Origin of the sequence: Campylobacter suis (genome assembly GCF_905120475.1) — a bacterium.
Taxonomy (GTDB): domain Bacteria; phylum Campylobacterota; class Campylobacteria; order Campylobacterales; family Campylobacteraceae; genus Campylobacter_A; species Campylobacter_A suis.
The window spans coordinates 1-20,949 of record NZ_CAJHOE010000002.1; the positions used below are offsets into that span (position 1 = coordinate 1).

23 protein-coding genes are annotated in these 20,949 nt (G+C 39.0%); 19 read left to right on the forward strand and 4 right to left on the reverse strand.

Going from position 1 to position 20,949, the window contains the following annotated elements:
• The 3 genes from LQV35_RS04800 to dnaG form a co-directional block, all read right to left on the reverse strand.
• A partial coding sequence (locus LQV35_RS04800; RefSeq protein WP_230056751.1) for a PDC sensor domain-containing protein occupies positions 1-1,330 on the reverse strand: 1,330 nt, incomplete at its 3' end.
• A 77-nt stretch (positions 1,331-1,407) separates the two neighbouring features.
• Positions 1,408-2,406 (reverse strand): argininosuccinate synthase domain-containing protein, encoded by a 999-nt coding sequence (locus LQV35_RS04805; protein WP_230056752.1) that lies wholly within the window; start codon positions 2,404-2,406, stop codon positions 1,408-1,410.
• The gene (gene dnaG / locus LQV35_RS04810; protein WP_230056753.1) at positions 2,403-4,067 is read right to left on the reverse strand and encodes a DNA primase; all 1,665 of its coding nucleotides are present in this window, start codon (positions 4,065-4,067) and stop codon (positions 2,403-2,405) included. The genes LQV35_RS04805 and dnaG overlap by 4 nt, the downstream gene beginning before the upstream one ends.
• Before the next feature lie 59 nt (positions 4,068-4,126).
• On the opposite strand from dnaG, the gene LQV35_RS04815 reads away from it, so the two are divergent.
• The 4 genes from LQV35_RS04815 to aroC are packed head-to-tail and all read left to right on the forward strand — an operon-like array spanning position 4,127 to position 7,305.
• Complete coding sequence (locus tag LQV35_RS04815; protein WP_230056754.1) at positions 4,127-5,152, forward strand: hypothetical protein; 1,026 nt, start codon at positions 4,127-4,129, stop codon at positions 5,150-5,152.
• On the forward strand, positions 5,130-5,558 hold the full coding sequence (gene rnhA / locus LQV35_RS04820) for a ribonuclease HI (RefSeq protein ID WP_230056755.1): 429 nt from the start codon (positions 5,130-5,132) through the stop codon (positions 5,556-5,558). The genes LQV35_RS04815 and rnhA overlap by 23 nt, the downstream gene beginning before the upstream one ends.
• A 2-nt stretch (positions 5,559-5,560) precedes the next feature.
• Positions 5,561-6,223 (forward strand): ribonuclease III, encoded by a 663-nt coding sequence (rnc, locus tag LQV35_RS04825; RefSeq protein ID WP_230056756.1) that lies wholly within the window; start codon positions 5,561-5,563, stop codon positions 6,221-6,223.
• Positions 6,224-6,231: 8 nt separating this feature from the next.
• Positions 6,232-7,305: a chorismate synthase gene (gene aroC, locus LQV35_RS04830; RefSeq protein ID WP_230056757.1), complete on the forward strand. Its 1,074-nt coding sequence runs from the start codon at positions 6,232-6,234 to the stop codon at positions 7,303-7,305.
• Here the strand turns inward: aroC and LQV35_RS04835 are convergent.
• Positions 7,300-7,704, reverse strand: coding sequence for a hypothetical protein (locus tag LQV35_RS04835; RefSeq protein WP_230056758.1), 405 nt, complete (start codon positions 7,702-7,704; stop codon positions 7,300-7,302). The genes aroC and LQV35_RS04835 overlap by 6 nt on opposite strands.
• Positions 7,705-7,790: 86 nt before the next feature.
• Between LQV35_RS04835 and LQV35_RS04840 the strand changes: the two genes are divergently transcribed.
• The 15 genes from LQV35_RS04840 (at position 7,791) to LQV35_RS04910 (ending at position 20,937) form a co-directional block, all read left to right on the forward strand.
• Positions 7,791-7,994: a tautomerase family protein gene (locus LQV35_RS04840; RefSeq protein WP_230056759.1), complete on the forward strand. Its 204-nt coding sequence runs from the start codon at positions 7,791-7,793 to the stop codon at positions 7,992-7,994.
• Positions 7,991-8,488, forward strand: coding sequence for a thioredoxin-dependent thiol peroxidase (bcp, locus tag LQV35_RS04845; protein WP_230056760.1), 498 nt, complete (start codon positions 7,991-7,993; stop codon positions 8,486-8,488). Before LQV35_RS04840 ends, bcp begins: the two co-directional genes overlap by 4 nt.
• A gap of 101 nt (positions 8,489-8,589) precedes the next feature.
• Positions 8,590-9,504 (forward strand): branched-chain amino acid transaminase, encoded by a 915-nt coding sequence (locus tag LQV35_RS04850; protein WP_230056761.1) that lies wholly within the window; start codon positions 8,590-8,592, stop codon positions 9,502-9,504.
• 13 nt (positions 9,505-9,517) lie between these two features.
• A complete protein-coding gene (locus LQV35_RS04855; RefSeq protein WP_230056762.1) occupies positions 9,518-10,633 on the forward strand; it encodes a prohibitin family protein in 1,116 nt (371 codons plus the stop codon).
• A gap of 91 nt (positions 10,634-10,724) precedes the next feature.
• Positions 10,725-11,582, forward strand: coding sequence for a bifunctional phosphoribosyl-AMP cyclohydrolase/phosphoribosyl-ATP diphosphatase HisIE (hisIE, locus tag LQV35_RS04860; RefSeq protein WP_230056763.1), 858 nt, complete (start codon positions 10,725-10,727; stop codon positions 11,580-11,582).
• Positions 11,583-12,116, forward strand: coding sequence for a DUF2393 family protein (locus LQV35_RS04865; protein ID WP_230056764.1), 534 nt, complete (start codon positions 11,583-11,585; stop codon positions 12,114-12,116).
• Positions 12,113-12,664, forward strand: coding sequence for a DUF2393 family protein (locus tag LQV35_RS04870; protein WP_230056765.1), 552 nt, complete (start codon positions 12,113-12,115; stop codon positions 12,662-12,664). The genes LQV35_RS04865 and LQV35_RS04870 overlap by 4 nt, the downstream gene beginning before the upstream one ends.
• Position 12,665: 1 nt before the next feature.
• On the forward strand, positions 12,666-13,055 hold the full coding sequence (locus tag LQV35_RS04875; protein WP_230056766.1) for a hypothetical protein: 390 nt from the start codon (positions 12,666-12,668) through the stop codon (positions 13,053-13,055).
• Positions 13,056-13,180: 125 nt separating this feature from the next.
• A complete protein-coding gene (locus LQV35_RS04880; protein WP_230056767.1) occupies positions 13,181-13,297 on the forward strand; it encodes a twin-arginine translocation signal domain-containing protein in 117 nt (38 codons plus the stop codon).
• Entirely contained in the window at positions 13,282-15,693 is a 2,412-nt protein-coding gene (locus LQV35_RS04885; protein ID WP_230056768.1) for a molybdopterin-dependent oxidoreductase, read from the forward strand. Before LQV35_RS04880 ends, LQV35_RS04885 begins: the two co-directional genes overlap by 16 nt.
• Positions 15,694-15,696: 3 nt before the next feature.
• Positions 15,697-16,269, forward strand: a complete 573-nt coding sequence (locus LQV35_RS04890; protein ID WP_230056769.1) for a hypothetical protein — start codon at positions 15,697-15,699, stop codon at positions 16,267-16,269.
• A 101-nt stretch (positions 16,270-16,370) separates the two neighbouring features.
• Positions 16,371-17,138, forward strand: a complete 768-nt coding sequence (gene dapB, locus LQV35_RS04895) for a 4-hydroxy-tetrahydrodipicolinate reductase (RefSeq protein WP_230056770.1) — start codon at positions 16,371-16,373, stop codon at positions 17,136-17,138.
• Between the two features lie 144 nt (positions 17,139-17,282).
• Positions 17,283-18,620, forward strand: coding sequence for an amidophosphoribosyltransferase (gene purF / locus LQV35_RS04900; RefSeq protein ID WP_230056771.1), 1,338 nt, complete (start codon positions 17,283-17,285; stop codon positions 18,618-18,620).
• Entirely contained in the window at positions 18,617-19,300 is a 684-nt protein-coding gene (locus LQV35_RS04905) for a DUF8095 domain-containing protein (RefSeq protein WP_230056772.1), read from the forward strand. The genes purF and LQV35_RS04905 overlap by 4 nt, the downstream gene beginning before the upstream one ends.
• A complete protein-coding gene (locus LQV35_RS04910) occupies positions 19,297-20,937 on the forward strand; it encodes a multidrug ABC transporter permease/ATP-binding protein (protein ID WP_230056773.1) in 1,641 nt (546 codons plus the stop codon). The genes LQV35_RS04905 and LQV35_RS04910 overlap by 4 nt, the downstream gene beginning before the upstream one ends.
• Positions 20,938-20,949: the final 12 nt, after the last annotated feature.

Consider the following 20,949-nt stretch of genomic DNA (forward strand, 5'->3'; position numbering starts at 1 on the left):
TCTTAAACTTATCTAGTAAGCCACTTAGCTCTACTACATTATTAGCTATACCATCCTTAAGAGCTCTTTGTAGTTGAGCAAATGTCTCTTTTAGTTCGTTTAGGGCTGGGTTTGCAACATTAGCATTAAGAGTAGCTGTAAAATCACCAGCTTTTATCTTGTCAACGAAGTTGTTTGCTTGAGAGATAAATTCGTTTTCAAGGCGTTTGCCATCTTGAATTTTGGCTATATTATCATTTACAAGAGTTGCCATAACACCAAATTCATCTTTGCTACTTACTGGTATAGAAACTGGCTCTTTTATCTCATAATTTAGAAATTTAAAGAACGAGTTTAGACCGTCAGATATACTGCCAAGTGGGCGTAGGAAACGAGTTATTGCAAATACCAGTATAACAACAATTAATATTACAAAAATTATAGAGAATACAACTTGTGTCATAAGTGCTTCATTTAAAGCTGCGTCATAATCTGACATATTGCTAGACGAACATACAAGCCAGCCGGAACTTTCTGAAACCTGGCAAGCCCCTATTTTATCAACCCCACCAAAACTATATTCAAAAGCATTTTTTCCATGCTCTTTGTAGCCATTTATCCATATAGACACACCTTTTTTAGCCACTTCAGAGTCTGACATAACAAGGTCGGGATTTGAGTGGTGAACAAATTTTTGCGACACAGGGTCAACAATCGCAATAACACCTGTTTCACTATCTTTCATATTTGCAACAGCGTCTTTTAGATTTGTAAGAACGATGTCAGAACCCATAACAGCAATATTTTTACCATCTACTTTAATAACTTTTACAACACTTGTTACCAAAGCCTGAGAAGCACTTGAAACATAAGGTGTTGTAACTTCTACTTTACCTGTTTCAATAGCTTTTTTTAACCATCCACGACTTCTAGCATCATAATTATCTTTTTCTAATGTTAGTTCGTAATATTTTGGTAAATCATCCTTTGGGAATGTTACGGATCGTAACGCTCCATCATCTAAAAAACCAATAAAAAGCTCATCACTTACAGCTGTGGCACCCATGCGTGGCATCTCAGTTTTTAAATTTGCCTTACCATAAGGCGTAGTAAGAAAATCTGGATATGCTTCAAAGTATCTAACAGACTCATTTACAGCCCTAATACCAGGATCCAAAAAGCGATCAAGATAGATTTGAGCCGTTTGAGCTAATGTAGCTTTCGATTGCTTTGAAAGATTCATCATAGAATCTTTAGTCTTTTGGTAACTTATATACGAAAAGATAGTAAACGCTATTGCCAAAACAGCAATTACGATTATGGCGATTTTATTCGCAACTTTATTTAACATGCACTGCTCCTTGTGTTGTTTTTGAAATTTTTATGATTTTATAATTTTTATGATTTTATAATTTTTATGGCAAATAATTATTTAACAAAAAAGCCTTGAGCAATGATTTTATCATCAAATGGTTTAACGACTAAATTTTTATCTCCTATGTTTACGCTAAATTCTCTATCTTTTGCAGCTCTTGTATAAGCAAGGGCAAGACGAGCAGCAAAATTTGCATCTTCATTATCTGCGCCAACGCTTAAAAAGCTCTTTGCTCCTACTATCTCATCTTTAGGATCAAAATTTATAGCGTGAAATTTATCGTTTGGATTTGCCAAAAGTGCATTGTTGTCACTCTCATCTCGCCCAATAATAAGTTTTGCACCATTTTTTAACCGCAGGTGTCTACCAAGCTTTAGCCAAGCAACATCTATATCGCGCATATTATCATCGAATTTTAAATACTCTTTTATCTTTACCGCAAAACTCTCAATAGTAAGCAAACATCCGCCACCAGGTGTTGCAAAGTCACTCTCTCCCCAGCCAAATTTCGCTGCCAAAGCAAGTTGTGGCTTTCTGTCCCTTCCACTTATATCAAGCAACTTTTGGCGATCTACCCAGCCTTCACGCTCTGGTTTTGTTGGCTCAAAAAGCTTAGCGCACATAGGTCTTAGTATAAGCTCATCTTCATCATCAGCTAAATTTCTAACCTGCTTCATAGCCTCCCTACGCTGACTCATAGGTCGCTGACCCAAAACCTCGCCCGTCACTATAAAGCTAGCACCTTCACTCTCAAGCATATTTAAAGCCACTTTAAACATATACCCATGACAATCAACACATGGGTTAAACTGCTTTCCGTAGCCGTATTTTGGGTTAAAAAGTACATCTTGAAGATATGCACTACGAATATCTACAACCTTAAAATCAGCTCCTGCTAAATTTGCCCTTTTTTCAAGCGTGGCAAATTTTTCTGCCTCTGCTCCAAAACCAGTATCAATGTGAAGTGCGGTAACTTTAATACCTTGATCTGTTAGAAGTTTAATAGCGATCATACTATCAAGACCGCCGCTAAATAACGCTAATGCTTTCATATTTGCCTTTGTAAATTTAAGATTATCTTTCCCAAGATAGCGAGCTTTTCAAATTTATCTTCATCGTTTGAGTTTTTAATATCGGCTTGCTTTCTTTGGAAATGTTTTAGTTTTAAGTTTGCTATGGCTTTATCAAATTTCTCCTTGCTGTCGATAGCCAAAGCACTATCATCAAACTCAAGCTCACAGATGTATTTGTCGCTATCATCGCTATTTGGTGAGATAATGGCTTTAAATGTCTGAGCATGATGAAAGAAAAATTCGTGATTTATGCCCATATCAAGTAAATTTTGTTTTAAATTTTTATCAGCCAAGATAGCCTTTAAGATAGCAAATTCTAAAATATCCTTTTTTTGCTCGCTAGCTGTTTTTGGCTGTGGTTTTGTGTAGGCTTGGGGTCTAAAATTTACATTACTTCTTATGCCACCAAGATTTAAAGAGCCAACATCTATACCTAAAAGGCTAGCTACAAGTGGAGCATAGCTTTGTGCGATGATAGCTTTTAGCGACTTTGTGTAGGCTAAAATTTCATCCAAGCAACGCTGTTTTTGTACTGGCTTATTAAGGTCATAACCCTTTATGATATGCCTTATATAAAACTCGCCAAGCTCCACTCCAGAGTCAAAAAGACGCTGTAAATACTCTATCTTTCCACTTACAACCATATCGGCTGGGTCTGCACCACCTTCGATAATAACAACTGAGCCGTCTATTTGATTTAAGCTTAAAAGATGAGCTGAGCGAACGGCTGCATGTATGCCCGCGTCATCACCATCAAAACAAAGAACTACGCTTAAATCTTCATCACGCTTTAAAAGTGGCAAATGTTTTTCTGTAAGTGCCGTTCCTAGCACCGCAACGGCGTTATCAAAACCTGCGTAATGCAACATGATAACATCAAGATACCCTTCGCAAATGATAATCTGATGTTTTTTAGCAATATTTGTCCTTGCTAAATTTAGCCCATAAAATAGCCGCGATTTGTCAAAAATTTCAGACTGCGGACTGTTTATATATTTGGCTGGATGATTTGATATGGTGCGTCCCCCAAAGCCAACTAGCTTTGAGTTATGACTATAAATGGGAAATGTAATACGATGGCTAAAACTAGCATAAATTCCCTGCTCATTTTGTTTTACGATACCAACATTAAGAGCCTCTTTTGGCTCTATCTGCTCGTTTTGCAAAAAGCGTATCGTCTTTTGGCTATCACTTGCCCATCCAAGCTCAAATTTAGCTATCATCGCATCATTTATACCTCGCGAATAAAGATAGCGTAAAGCCTCTTCATTTTTATAAAGATCGGCACGATACATCGCATTTGCACCCTCTAAAATACGCTTATCGTCCTTTATCTTTGGCGTATCTTTTGTATAAGAAAGGGTGAAATTTGACATACTAGCAAGCTTTTCAATCGCTTCTGGATAGCTTAGTTTTTCGTACTCCATTACAAATTTTATCGCATTTCCGCCAGCCTTACACGAAAAGCAGTGGTAAATTTGTTTTGATGGACTTATGCTCATACTTGGATTTTTATCATCGTGAAATGGGCAGACGCACTTAAAATTTGCCCCCACTTTTTTTACAGGTATGTAGTGGCTTACAACATCGACAATATCGGTTACATCTAGTAATTTTTCTATACTATTTTGCTCTATCATAAGCGAGATTATACAATCATTTGGCTATAATGGGCTTAAAAAATTTATAAAGTATGAGCATGGATATATTTTTTATTGAGCATCGTGACCCTATTTTTGGACTTGTTGTGCTTTTTGCAATCATTTTAATGGTGGCTATCTTAAACTATGCTTGGGGTGTGTTTAGAGGCAAAGACGAAAAGCGAAGACTGGAGAAATTTATACAGAAATTTGAAGCCTCAAACGCCCTTAGCAAAGAGCATAAAGATATGCTAAGCAAGCTTGATGTTGATGCCCAAAGTCTTTGTATGCTAGGTAGCACATTTGCTAAAAATGGCGACTTTGAAAAGGCTATCGCAGTTTATGTCATAGCGCTTGAAAAGGTGCAAAATAAGCATGAAAAAGAGCTTGTTTTAACAGAACTTGGGCAAGCGTATTTTAAGGCTGGCTTTTTGCAAAATTCTATGGAGGTATTTTTAAAGTCAGTAGAACTAAGCCCACGAAATGCGATTGCTTTGCGTCATCTTACTATGATAGATGAAAAGCTAAAACGCTATGACGATGCACTTGATACTCTGGTTGCACTAAGCGAGCTTGGTATTGATGTAAGTGCAAACGAAGCCTATATTAAGGCTCTTAAAATTTTAGATGATAAAGCATTAAGCCCGCAAGAAAAAGTAGAGCAAATTTTAGAGATGAAAGATGAGTTTAAGCTTTTAAAACGCATGTGTATGCAGCTTTACATAAGGCAAGACATAAACCTAAATAACCTTAACGAATTTGCTAATCTTGAAGATGTTATAGACCTTGTTTACGCCCAAGAAAATGCCATAAATTTAAAAGATGAGAACTATAAAGCGCTATTTAAAGCAAAAGGTGTGATAAATGAGCGTTGCGACATTAATGGTTTTGAACTAAATGTTCTTAAAAGCTTAAATGATGCTGGCTTTAATGGAGCTGGGCTTAGTTTTAACTATGTGTGCAAACACTGCAAAAACTCATTTCCTATGCACTTTTACCGCTGTCCGATGTGCCATGAGCTTGGCAGTGTAAAAATTTTACCACATATCACAGAAGTTGCAAATGAAAACAGTATGCCTTTTTAGTGATGGCTCATGTTTAAATAACCCTGGTCCTGGCGGCTGGGCGTGCATTTTGGAGTTTAATGGCGCAAAGAAAGAGCTAAGCGGAGGGGAGAGCCAAACTACAAATAACCAAATGGAGCTTCGCGCCGTTATAGAGGGACTAAAAGCACTTAAAGAGCCGTGCAATGTCAAGCTTTACACGGACAGCTCATATGTGGCAAATTCTATAAACGCCTGGCTTGATGGCTGGGTCAAAAAAAATTTCAAAAATGTCAAAAATATTGATCTTTGGCAAGAGTATATACAAATCTCAAAACCACATAAAGTAAGTGCAAACTGGCTTAAAGCACATAACGGGCACCCGCAAAATGAGCGTTGCGACGAACTTGCAAGACAAGAAGCAGCAAAGATCCAGATGAAAGGTTAATCGTGAAAAATTTACAAAAGAACCTAGGATATACATTTGAAAATATCAAACTTTTAAACGAAGCACTAACTCATAAAAGCACTAAACTACACTATAACAACGAACGCCTTGAGTTTTTGGGCGATGCTGTTATGGATCTTATAGTTGGAGAGTATTTATTTCGCAAATTTGAACGCATCGCAGAGGGAGATATGAGTAAGCTACGCGCTGCACTGGTTAATGAAAAGAGCTTTGCTGTAATGGCAAAACACCTAAACTTAGGCGATTTTATAAATATTTCACAAGCTGAAGAAAATAACGGCGGTCGCATGAAACCTAGTATCTTAAGCGACGCTTACGAAGCCATAATAGGCGCCATCTATCTTGAAGCTGGGCTTGAAACTGCACGCAAAGTAGCTATAAATTTGCTAGAAATTTGCTTTCCACAAATAGACATAACAAGCCTTGTAAAAGACTACAAAACCGCTCTGCAAGAGCTAACTCAAGCAACTGTTGGCGTCACTCCATCTTACGAGCTAGTAGGCAGTTTTGGCCCCGATCACAAGAAAGAATTTGAGATAGCACTCATTTTAAATGGTAAAGAAATTTCACGAGCGATCGGTGGCTCAAAAAAAGAGGCTCAACAACTTGCAGCAAAAATAGCACTTGAAAAGATGAAAAACTAAGGCATTAGATGAATACTTTTGGAGAAAAACTAAGACTTACAACATTTGGAGAGAGCCATGGTGTAGCCATAGGTGGCGTTATGGACGGCTTTCCTGCAGGTATTAAAATCGATCTTGATTTTTTACAAAGCGAACTTAACAAAAGACGACCAGGACGAAATAAATTTGCTACAGCCAGAGATGAAGCTGATAAGGTTGAAATATTTAGCGGAATTTTTGATGGTTTAAGTACTGGTACGCCGATAGGTTTTGCGATATTTAACTCAAATCAAAAGTCAAACGACTATGAAAACTTGCGTGAAATTTTTCGTCCCGGGCATGCTGACTTTAGCTACTTTGCAAAATATGGCATAAGAGATCACCGTGGTGGCGGACGAAGCTCGGCTAGAGAAACTGCTGTGCGTGTGGCTGGCGGGGCTTTTGCGCAAATGCTCTTAGATGAATTTGAAATTAGCATAAAAAGTGGGGTTTTAAGCGTAGGCGATGTGACGACTAGCCTTATAGACTGGCAATTAGCGCAAAACTCTGAAATTTTTTCTCTTGGCAATGAAAGTGAGATGAAAGAGCTTATCATGCAAGCTCGCAAAAGTCACGATAGTATCGGAGCTAGCGTATTAAGCATAGCTAGTGGTGTGCCAGCTGGCCTTGGAGAGGGGCTTTATAACAAACTTGATGCTGCTTTAGCAGCTGCTTTAATGGGTATAAACGGAGTAAAAGCAGTAGAAATAGGCGAAGGGATAAATGCAAGTCGCCTAAAAGGTTCGCAAAATAACGACCAAATGAGCCAAAAGGAAAAATTTCTTACAAATCATGCTGGTGGCATACTTGGTGGCATGAGTAATGGCGAGCAAATAGTTATAAAAAGCCACTTTAAGCCTACGCCATCAATATTTAAAACCCAACATAGTATAAATCTAGAAGGTAAGGATACTAGCTTTGAGCTTCGTGGCAGGCACGATCCATGTATTGGTGTGCGTGGAAGCGTCGTGGCAACAGCAATGATAAGGCTTGTTTTAGCCGATATGCTACTTTTAAATGCCTCGTCAAATTTGACAAATTTAAAAAAAGCCTATGGACTATAAGTCGTTTATCTCGCTACTTCTTGCGTTATAAACAAACCAGCTTAAAACCAAATAAAGCAAAAGCGCACCAAACGCCAAAAGCACATAAAATAGAGATGAGTCAAGCTCGCTTGTATTATGTAATGCAACAAAAGTTGCTAGCAAAGAGATTAAAAAGCCAGCAAGTTTGATTATAAAGCTTTTTGGATTAAGTGAGATAAACAAAAGTCCAGTAAACAGCACACAAAGTGCATAAAATGCAACATTTTGTATACCAAGCTGCGCTTCATTAAAGGCTGTAAATTTTAAGAGTGCAGCAAAGAGTGCAGCAAAGAGTGCAAGAGCTATAAAAAAAATAGGCTTTTGCATAAGATTATAAAAAAAGCAGACGACGCCACGGTTTGATTTATTGTAATCCATTTTCCATCCTTTTTTCGTTATTTTAAAATTTTAAAGCTTTATTTATCTTTTAAATTTTAAAATTACACAAAAACAAAGGAGAAAATATGCCTTTTATAAACATAAAAATGGCTGGACCAGAGCCTACAAAAGAGCAAAAACAAGAGCTTATATCCCAAATAACACAAACTATGGTGAGTGTGCTTGGCAAAAAGCGCGAAAGGGTACAAATTTATATCGAGACATTTGATGCAAGCTCGATAGGTACTGGTGGTATGAGTCTTGAAAATGTATTAAAGGAGAGTAAATGAGTGATTTTAGTAAAGCAGATATAGAGCGCAAAGTGACACTAAAAGATGGGGATATAGCTCCAAATTTTAGCTTAGAAAATAGCGATGGAGTAAGCGTTAATTTAAAAGATTTTGTTGGGAAAAATGTTGTACTTTACTTCTACCCAAAAGACAACACCCCAGGCTGCACAACACAAGCATGCGAATTTAGCGCACTTTATGATGACTTTATCGGTACAGATAGCATTATAGTTGGGGTTAGTCCTGATAGTGTGAAAAGTCATGCTGGATTTAGCACAAAGCAAAGCTTAAAACACATCTTGCTAAGCGACCCAGACAAAGAGGTGGCTAAGCTTTATGGCGTGTGGCAAGTGCGAAAAAACTACGGAAAAGAGTATCTTGGCATAGTTCGCACAACTTTTGTTATCGGCAAAGATGGTAAAATTTTAAAGGTTTATAAAAGCGTAAAAGCAAAGGATCACGCCGCAAAAGTCTTGGCTGATCTTGTAAAATAACTTAGTAAAATAAGCCTTAAAATTGCAAATTTAACACACCTATGGGAAATGTTAAACATTTTTTGCTAGAATTGGGGCAAATTTAATCTGAAAGGCATAAAATGAACGCATCTGAGTTTATCTGGATGGATGGAAAACTTGTAAAATGGGATGAAGCAAATGTGCATATTTTAACACACTCATTACACTATGGAAATGCCGTATTTGAAGGTACGCGAGCCTATATGACGGATAAGGGATTGGCTATATTTCGTCTTGATGAGCATACAAAAAGGCTTTTTAAATCAGCAAAAATGACCGTTTTGGATATAAAATTTAGCCAAAAAGAGCTAGAAAAGGCGCAAATAGAGCTACTTCGAGCAAATAAATTTAAAGGCAATGTCTATATCCGCCCACTAGTTTATCTAGGATATGGTATCATGGGGCTTGCTCACACAAAAGCGCCTGTAAATACAGCTATCGCCGCATGGGAGTGGGGAGCGTATCTTGGTGAAGAGGGGCTTAAAAAGGGTATAAGAGTAAAAATTTCAAGCTTTACAAAGCTAAATGTCGCAGGTCAGATGAGCCGTGCAAAAGCTAGCTCAAACTATCTAAGCTCACAAATGGCAAACTATGAAGCAAAAGACGCTGGCTATGACGAGGCACTATTGCTAGATAGCGAAGGATATGTTTCAGAGGGTCCAGGCGAGTGCTTTTTTATAGTGGAAAACGGTGTTTTAATAACCCCGCCAAATGATAACAGTCTAGCTAGTATAACGCAAGATACGGTTTTGATGATAGCAAAAGATTTAGGTATAGAAATTCGTCGTGAGCGTATCACAAGAGATAGAGCCTACACAGCCGATGAAGCCTTTTTTACAGGCACAGCAGCCGAGGTAACTCCGATAAGCAATATCGACAACCGTGTGATTGGTAGTGGCGAGCGTGGAGAGGTTACAAAACGCTTACAAGATGCGTATTTTGATGTAGTTTACGGACGAAATGAAAAATACTCATCGTTTTTAACATATATTTAATTTAAGGAAAGAAATGCCAGCAGATTTAAATGACTATTTTAACAAAAAGAACAAAAATACCAACTCAAGCGGTGGGTCAAATGGTGGCGGAGGTGACTCAAATGAGCCACCAAGAATGAATTTTAAAAAACCAAAAATGCCTGATGGTTTTGGCAAAATGGGTGCTGTAGCGTATGTTATCATAGCTATAGTTGCCATCATAGCCATAACTCAGCCATTTGTCATCATCAACTCAGGTGAAGTCGGTATCAAATCAACAGCGGGTAAGTACGAGCCAAGCCCACTTCAGCCAGGCTTTCACTTTTTCATACCATTTATCCAAAAGGTAGCCATCGTCGATACTCGTGTAAGACTGATAAACTACACATCAGGCGAAGATATGGGCGAGGGAGCGATAAAGAGCATAAACACAGCGGGGATAATCCGCAAAAACTCTATCTCCGTTTTGGACGCTAGAAACTTGCCAGTTAGCATAGACATCACGGTTCAGTACCGTCTAAATCCTGAAAATGCACCGCAAACTATCGCTGCATGGGGCTTTAGCTGGGAGAGCAAGATAGTAGATCCTGTCGTGCGTGATGTGGTGCGTAGCATAGCTGGTAAATACACAGCAGAAGAGCTTCCAACAAAGCGTAACGAGATAGCAACCGCCATAGATGACGGTATCCGTAAAGACATCGACGCTCAGCCAAATAAGCCAGTCGAGCTACTCACAGTCCAGCTTCGTGAGATAATCTTGCCTGAAAAGGTAAAAGAGCAGATCGAGCGCGTTCAAATAGCAAAACAAGAGGCTGAGCGAACAAAGTATGAGGTCGAGCGTGCAAATCAAGAAGCACTTAAAAAGGCAGCCCTTGCTGAGGGTACGGCAAAGGCAGTTATCATAGAGGCACAAGGTAAAGCTGATGCTGTAAAAATAGAAGCTGACGCACAAGCATATGCAAACAAAGAGGTTGCAAAAAGCTTAGATAGCAATCTATTGCACCTAAAACAGATCGAAACTCAAGGCAAATTTAATGAAGCATTGCGTGAAAATAGTGACGCAAAAATTTTCCTAACACCAGGTGGTGCAGTGCCAAATATCTGGGTTGATACAAAAGACAAAGCAAAACAAAGCGCGATAGAAAAATAAATAAAACTGGCAAGGCTTGACCTTGCCACTATTTGTCTAAATTTAAGCTCTTATGAAAGCATTTAAATTTGATACAAATTTGGAATGAAAAATGATAAATATAGACTGGCAAAAAGTTAGCGGATTACTACCTGTTATAGTTCAAGAAGATAGCTCAAATGAGATTTTAATGCTTGCATACATGAACGAAGAAGCGCTAGATCTAAGCCTAAAAACAGGCTATGCCCACTACTTTTCACGCACTAAAAATCGTATCTGGAAAAAGGGCGAAGAGAGTGGCAACACACAAAAAATCATATCTGCTAGCCTTGATTGTGATAACGACACACTGCTACTAAAAGTCATACAAAATGGCGGTGCAGCCTGCCATACTGGCGCAAAGTCTTGCTTTTTTAACCAAATAAATTTGCAAAATTTAAATATAGAAACTAAAAAACCATCGCCTAGCTCACAGCCAAGCTATGACATCATCGACGAGCTTTATCATGTTGTGCTTGAGCGCAAGCTAAATGCAAACCCTGAGAGTTCGTATGTTGCAAAGCTATTTTCAAAAGGAGAAAACGCCATCTTAAAAAAAGTAGGCGAAGAGGCGACTGAATTTGTTATGGCGGGCAAGGATGTTACAAGAATTTCACAAAATATCGCCAGCACAAACGAACGCCTAGATACTGCAAATCAAAAAATAAACAAAATTTTAAGCCAAGCAAATACCGAAGTAAAAGACGAGCTAAGCATACTAGACATAGCTATGCTTACAGATGAGATCGTAAACCTTAATAAAATTTTACAAAAAAATAAAGAAGATATGGTGTATGAGGCAGCCGATCTTTACTTTCACACGATTGTAGCTCTTGCAATGCACAACATCCATCCAGAACGCATCAAAACCGAACTTGCTCGTAGGTTTGGACTAAGTGGGATCGATGAGAAAAACTCAAGGCAAAGCTAAATGCTAACAACACTACGCCAAGACCTGCTATTTATCCTGGCAAATGCAAATTTGATTGACTACATGGCGTATGGATGGGTTGTTTTATGTTTTATCTTGTTAATGCTAATCGGTTTTTACTGCACCATAAAATGGTGGTGGCAAATAGGTTTTTTAATCATCTTACTTGATGTGATAGCGCTTTTTGTGGGAGGGTATTACGCAAATTTAGAGCTTTCAAAAAGGCTTAGACCAACTGAAATTTCACCCCTTTATCTAAAACAGTTAAAATACTCTGATAATCTTGTTGTAGATCTAAACATTACAAATTTATCAAAAAATACATTTCAAATTTGCAAGATAAACATCGGTTTTTACGCAAATTCAGACCAAGAGCTTAAAAATTTTGTAAATGCTATAAACCCTTTTCGCGTAAAGTCGATATACATAGGTGAGCCACTGCACCCAGGTGCGACTAAAGAACTCACAACTGTTGTGGAAAATTTTGCTTTTATTGATTATAATACAACAGTAAAAACGGAGTGTTTTGAATGAGTGCTAGTTATTTTACCATCGTACATTATGCTATTATCGGCATTTTAACTCTTTTATCTATCCTTTTTTTGATACTTTCAACAAGGGCGGATAGAAAGCTTTTGGTGCCACTTATTTTTACAAATTTTTTAGTTACAACTGCACTTATTGTCTTTTTGATGTTGGTGATTGATAAATATACAAAAAAGGGCAGGCTAGACAATGTAACAAGCCACCGAGTATTAATGAACGAAAGCATTGTTTTTAAAGGCACAGTTACAAACATCGGTCGTTTTACGATAAGCAACTGTAACTTTACAGTAAAACTTGTAAATCAGCCACTAAATAGGGACAGCCTAAAAGGCGAAAATTTATTCAAACCAAGCGGACTTAGCATGTTTTCATGGCTTTTTAACGATAACCAAAATGACAAGCCAAATACCGTTGAGTACAAATTTAGCGTCGTAAAAAACCTTCCTGCTAAAAAAAGCATGCCATTTACTGTGAGCATGCCGTTTCCGCCATATTTTAGCAAAACTATGCATATAACTAAAATAAGTTGCTACTAAGATGGATATCAAAAATTTTTCTCTTACAGACATCGTAGTCATAGGTGTTTTTGCAGCCATAATATCATCTTTATCTATCCCTCTTTTTATAAAAGAGCCTCAAAATATGGATGTCAAATACGCAGCCATAAAAATAAACACTATCCTAGATGAGATAGATGTTTATCACTCTGCTCGGGCAAGATTAAGCACTATTAGTGATTTAAACCTAACCATAGCTCCAGTCATACTTGATAAGCAAGTTTGCTTAAGAGTAGAATACATAGACCTAACAAAGATAAAATTTGATATAAACGACACCCATCAGCTATGTGCTATGGCTTGGAAAGCCAGCAAACACGAACGCACAAAAGATAGGATAATATCTAAAAATTTGATATATTTTTTCTAAAATCAATACCAATATCAAAATAGAACTTAAATTACAAAAAGTAATATTTTTTCTTAATAATATAAGCAGTCCTTAACAAATTTTGCGTTACACTACTCCTAATCTTTCTAACCAAAGGAGAAAAAATGCAAAGACGAAATTTTTTAAAAGGTGCCGCTGCAGTGGCGGCTGGTGCTAGTAGCGTAAATGCTTCAAGCTTCATTAGTGATAACCTAATGAACGAGACATGCCAGCAAAGATGAGTGCGAGCCATTTTGGCGCGATAAAGGGCTTAAGCAAGAACGGCAAATTTGAAGGCATGATGGACGCGACAGAGATAGACTTCTTCCCTGTTACGCTAACAGAGGGCGTTTTAGCTAGGACATACGATCAAACTCGTATCGCAAAGCCAAGCGTTAGAAAAGGCTACCTTGAAAAGGGCTATAAAAGCGACAAGAGCAAGCGCGGTAAAGATGAGTGGGTCGAGATAAGCTGGGATGAGGCGTATAAGCTAGTGGCTGATGAGCTAAAGCGTGTTTATAAAGAGCACGGCGCTAGCGCGATATACGGCGGAAGCTACGGCTGGTATAGCGTCGGAAGTGTAAATAACCCACAAGCCCTTCTTGGCAGGATGCTAAATATCCTTGGAGGCTACACAACAAGGACGCTTACATACTCAACGCACGCTATCCGCGCCATCATGCCTTACATCACAGGCACCGATGAGAGCAACGCCCTTCAAACAGCGTGGCCTATGATACTAAAACACACCGAAGTCGTAGTCATCTGGGGAGCAGATCCTATAAATACAAACCAAATCGCATGGGGCGTGCCAGATCACGAGAGCTACATCTACTTTAGAAAGCTAAAAGAGCAGATGAAAAAGCGCGGGGTCAAAGTCATCACGATAGATCCAGTCTATAACAACACTTCAAAGTATTTAAACGCAGAGCATGTGTTTGTAAATCCTACGACAGACATTCCGCTCATGATGGCGATATGCTATGAGATGATGGCAGCTGGCGTAGCAAATGAAAATTTCTTGAAAAAATATACAAGCGGTGCAGAGCAGTTTAAAGCCTATCTAAAAGGCGAAGGCGAAGATAAGGTCGTAAAAGACGCAGCTTGGGCGGCTAAAATTTGCGGTGTAAATGAGCAAGACATAAAAACTTTGGCTAAAATTTTTGGTAGTAAAACGACTATGCTAATGGGCGGCTGGGGTCCGCAAAGAGCGCACCATGGTGAGCAGTTTCACTGGATGCTAGCAACACTTGCGGCATTTATCGGACAGATCGGTACTGAGGGTGGTGGATACGGCTTTGGCTATCACTACTCAGATGGCGGTTGCCCAAGTCCAGCAGCACCTACTGGTAACGCACTAAGTGCAAATTTAAACGGCTCACAAGGCGCTACGACATCGACATCTGCAGCATTTCCAGGACTTGGCTCGATGAGTATAGTGCCGAGCATAGATGGCGAGTGGAAAAATCGTAATAATATCGCTATACCGGTTTCTAGAATTCTTGATTGTATAAACAACCCTGGCAAAGAGGTTGATTTTAACTGCAAGAAGCTAACATATCCTGAGATAAAGATGGCTTACTGGGCAGGCGGTAACCCATATCACCACCATCCTGATACAAAAATGATGGCAAAGACATTTGAAAAGCTTGAGACTTTCATCGTTCAAGACTGCTTCTGGACTGCGTCTGCTAGGATGGCTGATATAGTACTACCAGCCACCACAGAGCAAGAGCGAAACGACATAACAAAATCACATACAAACAAATTTATCATCGCCATGCATAAGATCGCCGAGCCATACGCACAAGCCAAAAATGACTACGACATCTATGCTGGTATCTTAAAGCAGATCGGCGAGACCGAGCTTAACGCATTTACAGAGGGTAAGAGTGCAGAAGAGTGGATAAGACATTTTTATGACGCTTCTAAGAAAAAAGCAGACGCTAGCAATATCGCTATGCCAAGCTTTGAGGAGTTCTGGGAGAAGGGCTTTGTGAAATTTGAAGTGCCACAAAGCGCAAAAGAGTATGTCAAAATGGCTGAGTTTAGAAAAAATCCTATCATAAACCGCCTTGGCACACCATCTGGCAAGATAGAGATCGTATCTAAAAAGATAGAAAAAGCAGGCTATGCCGACTGCCCGGGTCATCCAACATGGATGGAGCCTATGGAGTGGCTAGGAAGCGATAAGACTAAAAAGTATCCGCTAAATTTAGTATCGCCACACCCTAAATACCGCCTTCACAGCCAGCTAAATAACACTTGGCTAAGAAATCTTGAAGAGGTAAAAGGCAGAGAGCCTATCTGGATACATCCTGAGGATGCAAAGGCCAGAGAGCTACAAACTGGCGATGTGGTTAAAATTTACAACGACAGAGGCGAGATACTAGGTGGTGTCATCGTGACTGAAAATGTCAAGCGCGGTGTTGTCAGAATGCAAGAAGGCGGCTGGTGGGATCCAGATAAAAAAGGACTTTGCAAGCACGGTAATGTCAATGTCCTTATCCCTAACGAGCCTACTTCAAGTCTAGCCATGGGTAATCAAGCAACAGCCTTGGTCGAGATAAAGAAATTTGACGGCGAGCTACCTGAGCTTCAGGTCTTTTCGCAGCCTAAGTTTAGCAAGAAGGGTTAATGAATGAAGAAAATTTTAGCTATTAGCACTGTGGGTGCGTTGCTAGCTGGTGGCTTGTTTGCGGCTGATATGTTTGTAAATACGCCTGCACCGATCTTAGATAAGGTCGGTGGCAAGCCACTTGGTCAGCTACTAATTGGCGCAAAGGTAACAGCCGGCAAGCAGAGTGGTGAATATATCGAAGTAAGCTACACTGGCTTTGTGCCGGGAGAGACGCCAAACGCTTATGCAAGGGTTGGTGTTTTAGAACAAGATATAACGGTTGAAAACCCACAAAAGACATTTAAAATCGTCAAAAAACATAAAGATGACTACGATAATGAGTGGGATGAGGTCACGCTAAAAGGCTTTGTAAAAAAAGAGGCGTTAGTGGGCGATATAGGTATCATTCACACGGCTGGTGAAAATTTGTTTAAAGAGCGCTGTGGTGGCTGTCATGCACTTCACGGATATGATGAGTTTAGTGCAAATGTCTGGCCAAGCGTGGTTGAGTCTATGATAGGCAACTCAGCCCTTACAGGCGAAGAGGTGCAGACGCTAAATCGCTTCTTGCAAAGCAAGGCGCCTGCTGAGTAAAATAGGGGCTTAAAGCCCCTTGCCTTTGTTTAAAACTAAATTTAACTTACTTTTTATACCTTTTTTAATATAATCAAAGCATAAAATTTATGGAGCAACCTATGATAAGAATCGGCATTCACGGCGCTAGTGGCAAGATGGGACAAGAGATAGCAAGGTGCCTAAATGGCAATGAAAAAGCTAAACTAAATGTGGTTTATTCAGTCGATGAGATCACTCATCATCTTGATAAAAGCGTTCTTATAGCAAATAGCCTTGATGAGCTTTTTGCAAATAGCGATGTTGTGATTGACTTTACGATAAAACAAGGTGCAATAAATTTGATAAACTATGCCCGCACCAATCCAAAACCACTAGTTATTGGAACAACTGGACTTGGCGAAGAAGGTGACGCACTTATAAATACAGCAAGTAACGCTATGCCAATACTCTGGGCTTCAAATATGAGCCTTGGAGTTGCTATACTAAACCACCTAGTTTTTACCGCATCCAAAGCACTTCGTGAATTTGATATAGAGATAGTTGAAATGCATCATAAACATAAAAAAGACGCACCAAGTGGCACCGCCCTAACCCTTGCAAATTCAGCGGCAAATGCAAGAGAACTAGAACTAAAAGATGTTATGATAACTGGCAGAGAGGGCATGAGTGGAGAGCGTGAAAAAGATAGTATCGCGGTTATGGCACTTCGTGGTGGCGATATCGTTGGCAGGCATACGGTTGGGTTTTATAACGACGGGGAGTTTGTCGAGCTAAACCACACTGCAACAAGTCGTGCAACCTTTGCAAAAGGAGCTATAAAAGCGGCGATTTGGCTAGTAAATCAACCAAATGCAAGATACACTATAAACGACTGCTTGGGACTTTGAGTAAAATTGATAAATTTTATAAAATTATGGGCTTAAATGCCATCAAGCTTTCATAATTTTAGGCAAAAAAGAGTGTTATTTGGGCGATAAGACAGAGCCTAAGGCGTTTAATATTTTATAAATTTAAAACTAAAAGGGGTAAAAATGTGTGCGATAGTGGGCGTTATAAACTCACCAAGTGCTGCAAAGACTGCGTATTATGCGTTATTTGCTATGCAGCATAGGGGGCAAGAGGCAAGTGGCATAAGTGTTTGTGATAACGCAGAGATAACAACATTTAAAGGAAATGGGCTTGTTACCGATGTCTTTTCAGCAAAAATCATAAATGAACTAAAAGGCGATATGGCAATCGGACATAATCGCTACGCAACTGCTGGCAAAAGCTCTAGCGGAGACGCTCAGCCAATAGCCGCAAACTACTCGCTAGGGCAAATTTCAGTCGTTCATAACGGAAATTTAGTCAATAAAGATGAAGTTAGAAATGATCTGATCCGTGATGGTGCGATATTTCAAACAAACATGGATACAGAAAATATCGTACATCTCATCGCAAAAAACCACAGCCCACATTTAAAAGAGCGTATCATATCAGCCCTAGAAAAGATAAAAGGTGCATACTGCCTGCTTTTTCAATCCAGACACAAAGTCTTTGCTGTTAGGGATCGCTACGGGGTTAGACCTCTATCTTTAGGGCGTTTAAAAGATGGTGGATATATCATAGCCAGCGAAACTTGTGCGTTTGATCTTGTCGAGGCTGAGTTTATTAGAGATGTCAAACCTGGTGAGATGATAATATTTGAGCACGGAAAGAGTGAGTTTGAAAGCATAGAGCTCTTTAAGCCAGAGTCTAGAATTTGCGCGTTTGAATACATCTATTTCGCTCGTCCAGATAGTGTTATAGAAGGTAAATCAGTCTATGAAGCTCGCAAAAAAATGGGCGAAACGCTTGCTAAAAAAAGCAAGGTTAAGGCTGACTTTGTCATACCTGTACCAGATAGTGGGGTGCCAGCCGCACTTGGGTATGCAAATGCAAGCAGTATACCATTTGAGCTGGCTATCGTGCGTAACCACTATGTTGGCAGGACATTTATCGAGCCAACACAAGAGATTAGAAATTTAAAAGTTAAGCTAAAACTAAATCCAATGAGCTCGGTACTAAAAGATAAAAGCGTTGTGGTTATAGACGACAGCATAGTTCGCGGGACAACATCAAAAAAGATAGTCGAGTTACTTCGTCATGCTGGAGTGCGCGAGATACACTTTAGAGTGGCTTGCCCTGAGTTAAAATTCCCTGAGCGATACGGCATTGATACGCCAAGCTTTGAAGAGCTTATAAGTGCAAACAAAAGCGTTGAACAAGTGCGAGAGTATATCGGTGCTGATAGTCTTGAGTTTTTAGATATTGATGAGCTAAAAAGCAGTCTTGGTAATGAGCGAAAGTACTCACTGGTAAGTTTTGATGGGGATTATTTTATAAAATGAAGCTTTTTAGGCTAGTTTTTCTTGCGGCTTTTACACTACTTTTTGCTAGCTGTACCGCAAAAAAAGAGATTAGCGCTACAACCACAAAAGCTGTTTTGTATGAGTATTATGAAAATGACTTAAGCCTTCAAAAGATGGGGTTTTATGCAAAATTTAACGATAAAAATGCAAGCGATATGGCAAATATCACTCATCTGAAAACTTTAACTGGTAAAGAAAATTTTATCATACAAAAAATAGGCGAAATCGGCTTAGTGCTACTAAATTTAGATACAAATCAAACCATAAATTTAGACCAAAAAGTCAAGCTTCAAAATTCAAAAGGCATAAAAATTTATGAAGTAAAACCAGGTTTTATACAAAGCATGGTCTTTGTAGCAAGTGATGGGATTTGTACCACTTGGAGCAAAGAAAAGCCCCTTTTTGCAAGGACTGTAAGCAACTACTATCCATTTTTAAATCAAAATTTACGCACACCATTTGCAAGCAAGATAGAACTCATCTTGCAAAAAAATAAAGGTGCACTTGTGGGCGATTTTGCCATTATAAATAGGCTTTTTAGTGACGAAAAAGCAAGCTACATAGATGAGCTTACCGAACAAGATGAGTTTAAAAACTCCCTTACAAACGACATTATCAAGCAAACTAGGGTTTTAGACTTTATCTGTGAGATAAAATGATACGAGAAATTTTAAAGGCAAACATCGCCAAACTCCTACTCATAACTATTTTAACACTTGCATATAGCTGGCTTGGTGTAGCAACTTTAGCGTTTATAAATGATGAGCTTTTAAGTGTTAAGAGCTTTGATGGAGTGGTTTTAGCAAAATTTATGGGGCTTTTGCTTGCCTTTTTTGCACTTTCAGTTTATGCAAATATCACTCTTTCAAATTTCGGACATAAGCTTGTTTATACTATACGAAAACGCTTAGTAAAGCAAATTCTAGACACGCCAAACGCCCAGATAAATGTAATCGGCAAAGCAAAAATCATTGCAAGTCTAAATAGCGACATAAAGACCATATCCTTTGCTTTCATGAGTGCGCCAAGCTTGCTTCAAGGCTCTGTTTTTTTATTTGCGGTTTGCGCATATCTATTTTACATCTCGCCCAAGCTTTTCATCTTTGTTGCTATTTGGATGAGCGTGATACTTTTGATAAACGCCTATTTGATGAAGCATGTACATAAAAATTTTAAAATCTCACGAGCCAAAGATGATGAGCTGCAAGCGAGCTACAACGATATAGTCGAGGGTCACAGAGAGCTTAGCCTAAGCCCAGAACGAGCGTTTTTAACATACGGCGAGCTTGATGTGGTGGCAAATGAAAAGATGGCAAGTATGATAAAAACTGACATCTACCACTCTATCGGCAACAACTTTAGCAATATAATGCTTCTAGGGCTTGTTGGGCTTTGCATATTTTTGTGCCTTGCTTACGAGCTTGCTAGCCTTGAAATAGCTGTTACGATGAGCCTAGCGATACTATTTTTGCGTGGCTCTATCTTATCAATGATGGGTGCTATACCAACGACACTTAGTGCAAAAGTCAGCCTAGATAAAATTTCAAAACTAGAGTTTGTAAATTTTAAAGCTGATTTTAAAAAGCGTGAAAATTTGTTTAAAAACTGGCAAGAAATTTGCTTAAAAAATGTCGATTTTTCATACGCTCAAGGCTTTGGGCTTAAGGATATAAACTTTTGCATAAAGCGGGGTGAGATTGTATTTTTGATAGGTAAAAATGGCAGCGGCAAAAGCACATTTGTAAATGTTTTATGCGGACTTTTGCGTCCAAATAGTGGAGAAATTCTAATAGACTCAAACCCAGTTACTGAAGAAAATTTAAGAGAGTATCAGACAAATATAAGTGCGATATTTAGCGACTTTTATCTATTTTCTCAAGTCATTGATGAAAACGCAAATGAAGCCAGCAAAGATCAAGTCGATGAGCTTTTGTCTTTGCTTGAGATAGATGATAAGGTTAAGGTCGTGCAAGCAAGACTTAGCACGACAGCTCTCTCGCAGGGGCAGCGAAAGCGTTTGAGTCTATTTATAGCACTACTTCAAAACCCAGGACTTTTGGTACTTGATGAGTGGGCGGCAGATCAAGACCCGATATTTAAACGAGTATTTTATAGAGAAATTTTACCACTTATAAAAGAGAGGGGGGTTAGCATACTGGCTATCAGCCACGATGATGGGTATTTTGATGTAGCAGAAAGAATTTTCCTAGCAAAAGATGGCACAATAAGAGAGTTAGTTGGTGCTGAACGCGAAAGTGCAAGTAAAGATGCTACAAGCAAGCTAGAAGAGAGCTAAATTTACCCTTTT

Coding starts and splice junctions, on each gene's coding strand:
- LQV35_RS04805 (WP_230056752.1), bottom strand. CDS start 2,406: ATGAAAGCATTAGCGTTATTTAGCGGCGGTCTTGATAGTATGATCGCT.
- dnaG (WP_230056753.1), bottom strand. CDS start 4,067: ATGATAGAGCAAAATAGTATAGAAAAATTACTAGATGTAACCGATATT.
- LQV35_RS04815 (WP_230056754.1), top strand. CDS start 4,127: ATGGATATATTTTTTATTGAGCATCGTGACCCTATTTTTGGACTTGTT.
- rnhA (WP_230056755.1), top strand. CDS start 5,130: ATGAAAACAGTATGCCTTTTTAGTGATGGCTCATGTTTAAATAACCCT.
- aroC (WP_230056757.1), top strand. CDS start 6,232: ATGAATACTTTTGGAGAAAAACTAAGACTTACAACATTTGGAGAGAGC.
- LQV35_RS04835 (WP_230056758.1), bottom strand. CDS start 7,704: ATGGATTACAATAAATCAAACCGTGGCGTCGTCTGCTTTTTTTATAAT.
- LQV35_RS04840 (WP_230056759.1), top strand. CDS start 7,791: ATGCCTTTTATAAACATAAAAATGGCTGGACCAGAGCCTACAAAAGAG.
- bcp (WP_230056760.1), top strand. CDS start 7,991: ATGAGTGATTTTAGTAAAGCAGATATAGAGCGCAAAGTGACACTAAAA.
- LQV35_RS04850 (WP_230056761.1), top strand. CDS start 8,590: ATGAACGCATCTGAGTTTATCTGGATGGATGGAAAACTTGTAAAATGG.
- LQV35_RS04855 (WP_230056762.1), top strand. CDS start 9,518: ATGCCAGCAGATTTAAATGACTATTTTAACAAAAAGAACAAAAATACC.
- hisIE (WP_230056763.1), top strand. CDS start 10,725: ATGATAAATATAGACTGGCAAAAAGTTAGCGGATTACTACCTGTTATA.
- LQV35_RS04865 (WP_230056764.1), top strand. CDS start 11,583: ATGCTAACAACACTACGCCAAGACCTGCTATTTATCCTGGCAAATGCA.
- LQV35_RS04870 (WP_230056765.1), top strand. CDS start 12,113: ATGAGTGCTAGTTATTTTACCATCGTACATTATGCTATTATCGGCATT.
- LQV35_RS04875 (WP_230056766.1), top strand. CDS start 12,666: ATGGATATCAAAAATTTTTCTCTTACAGACATCGTAGTCATAGGTGTT.
- LQV35_RS04880 (WP_230056767.1), top strand. CDS start 13,181: ATGCAAAGACGAAATTTTTTAAAAGGTGCCGCTGCAGTGGCGGCTGGT.
- LQV35_RS04885 (WP_230056768.1), top strand. CDS start 13,282: ATGCCAGCAAAGATGAGTGCGAGCCATTTTGGCGCGATAAAGGGCTTA.
- LQV35_RS04890 (WP_230056769.1), top strand. CDS start 15,697: ATGAAGAAAATTTTAGCTATTAGCACTGTGGGTGCGTTGCTAGCTGGT.
- dapB (WP_230056770.1), top strand. CDS start 16,371: ATGATAAGAATCGGCATTCACGGCGCTAGTGGCAAGATGGGACAAGAG.
- purF (WP_230056771.1), top strand. CDS start 17,283: ATGTGTGCGATAGTGGGCGTTATAAACTCACCAAGTGCTGCAAAGACT.
- LQV35_RS04905 (WP_230056772.1), top strand. CDS start 18,617: ATGAAGCTTTTTAGGCTAGTTTTTCTTGCGGCTTTTACACTACTTTTT.
- LQV35_RS04910 (WP_230056773.1), top strand. CDS start 19,297: ATGATACGAGAAATTTTAAAGGCAAACATCGCCAAACTCCTACTCATA.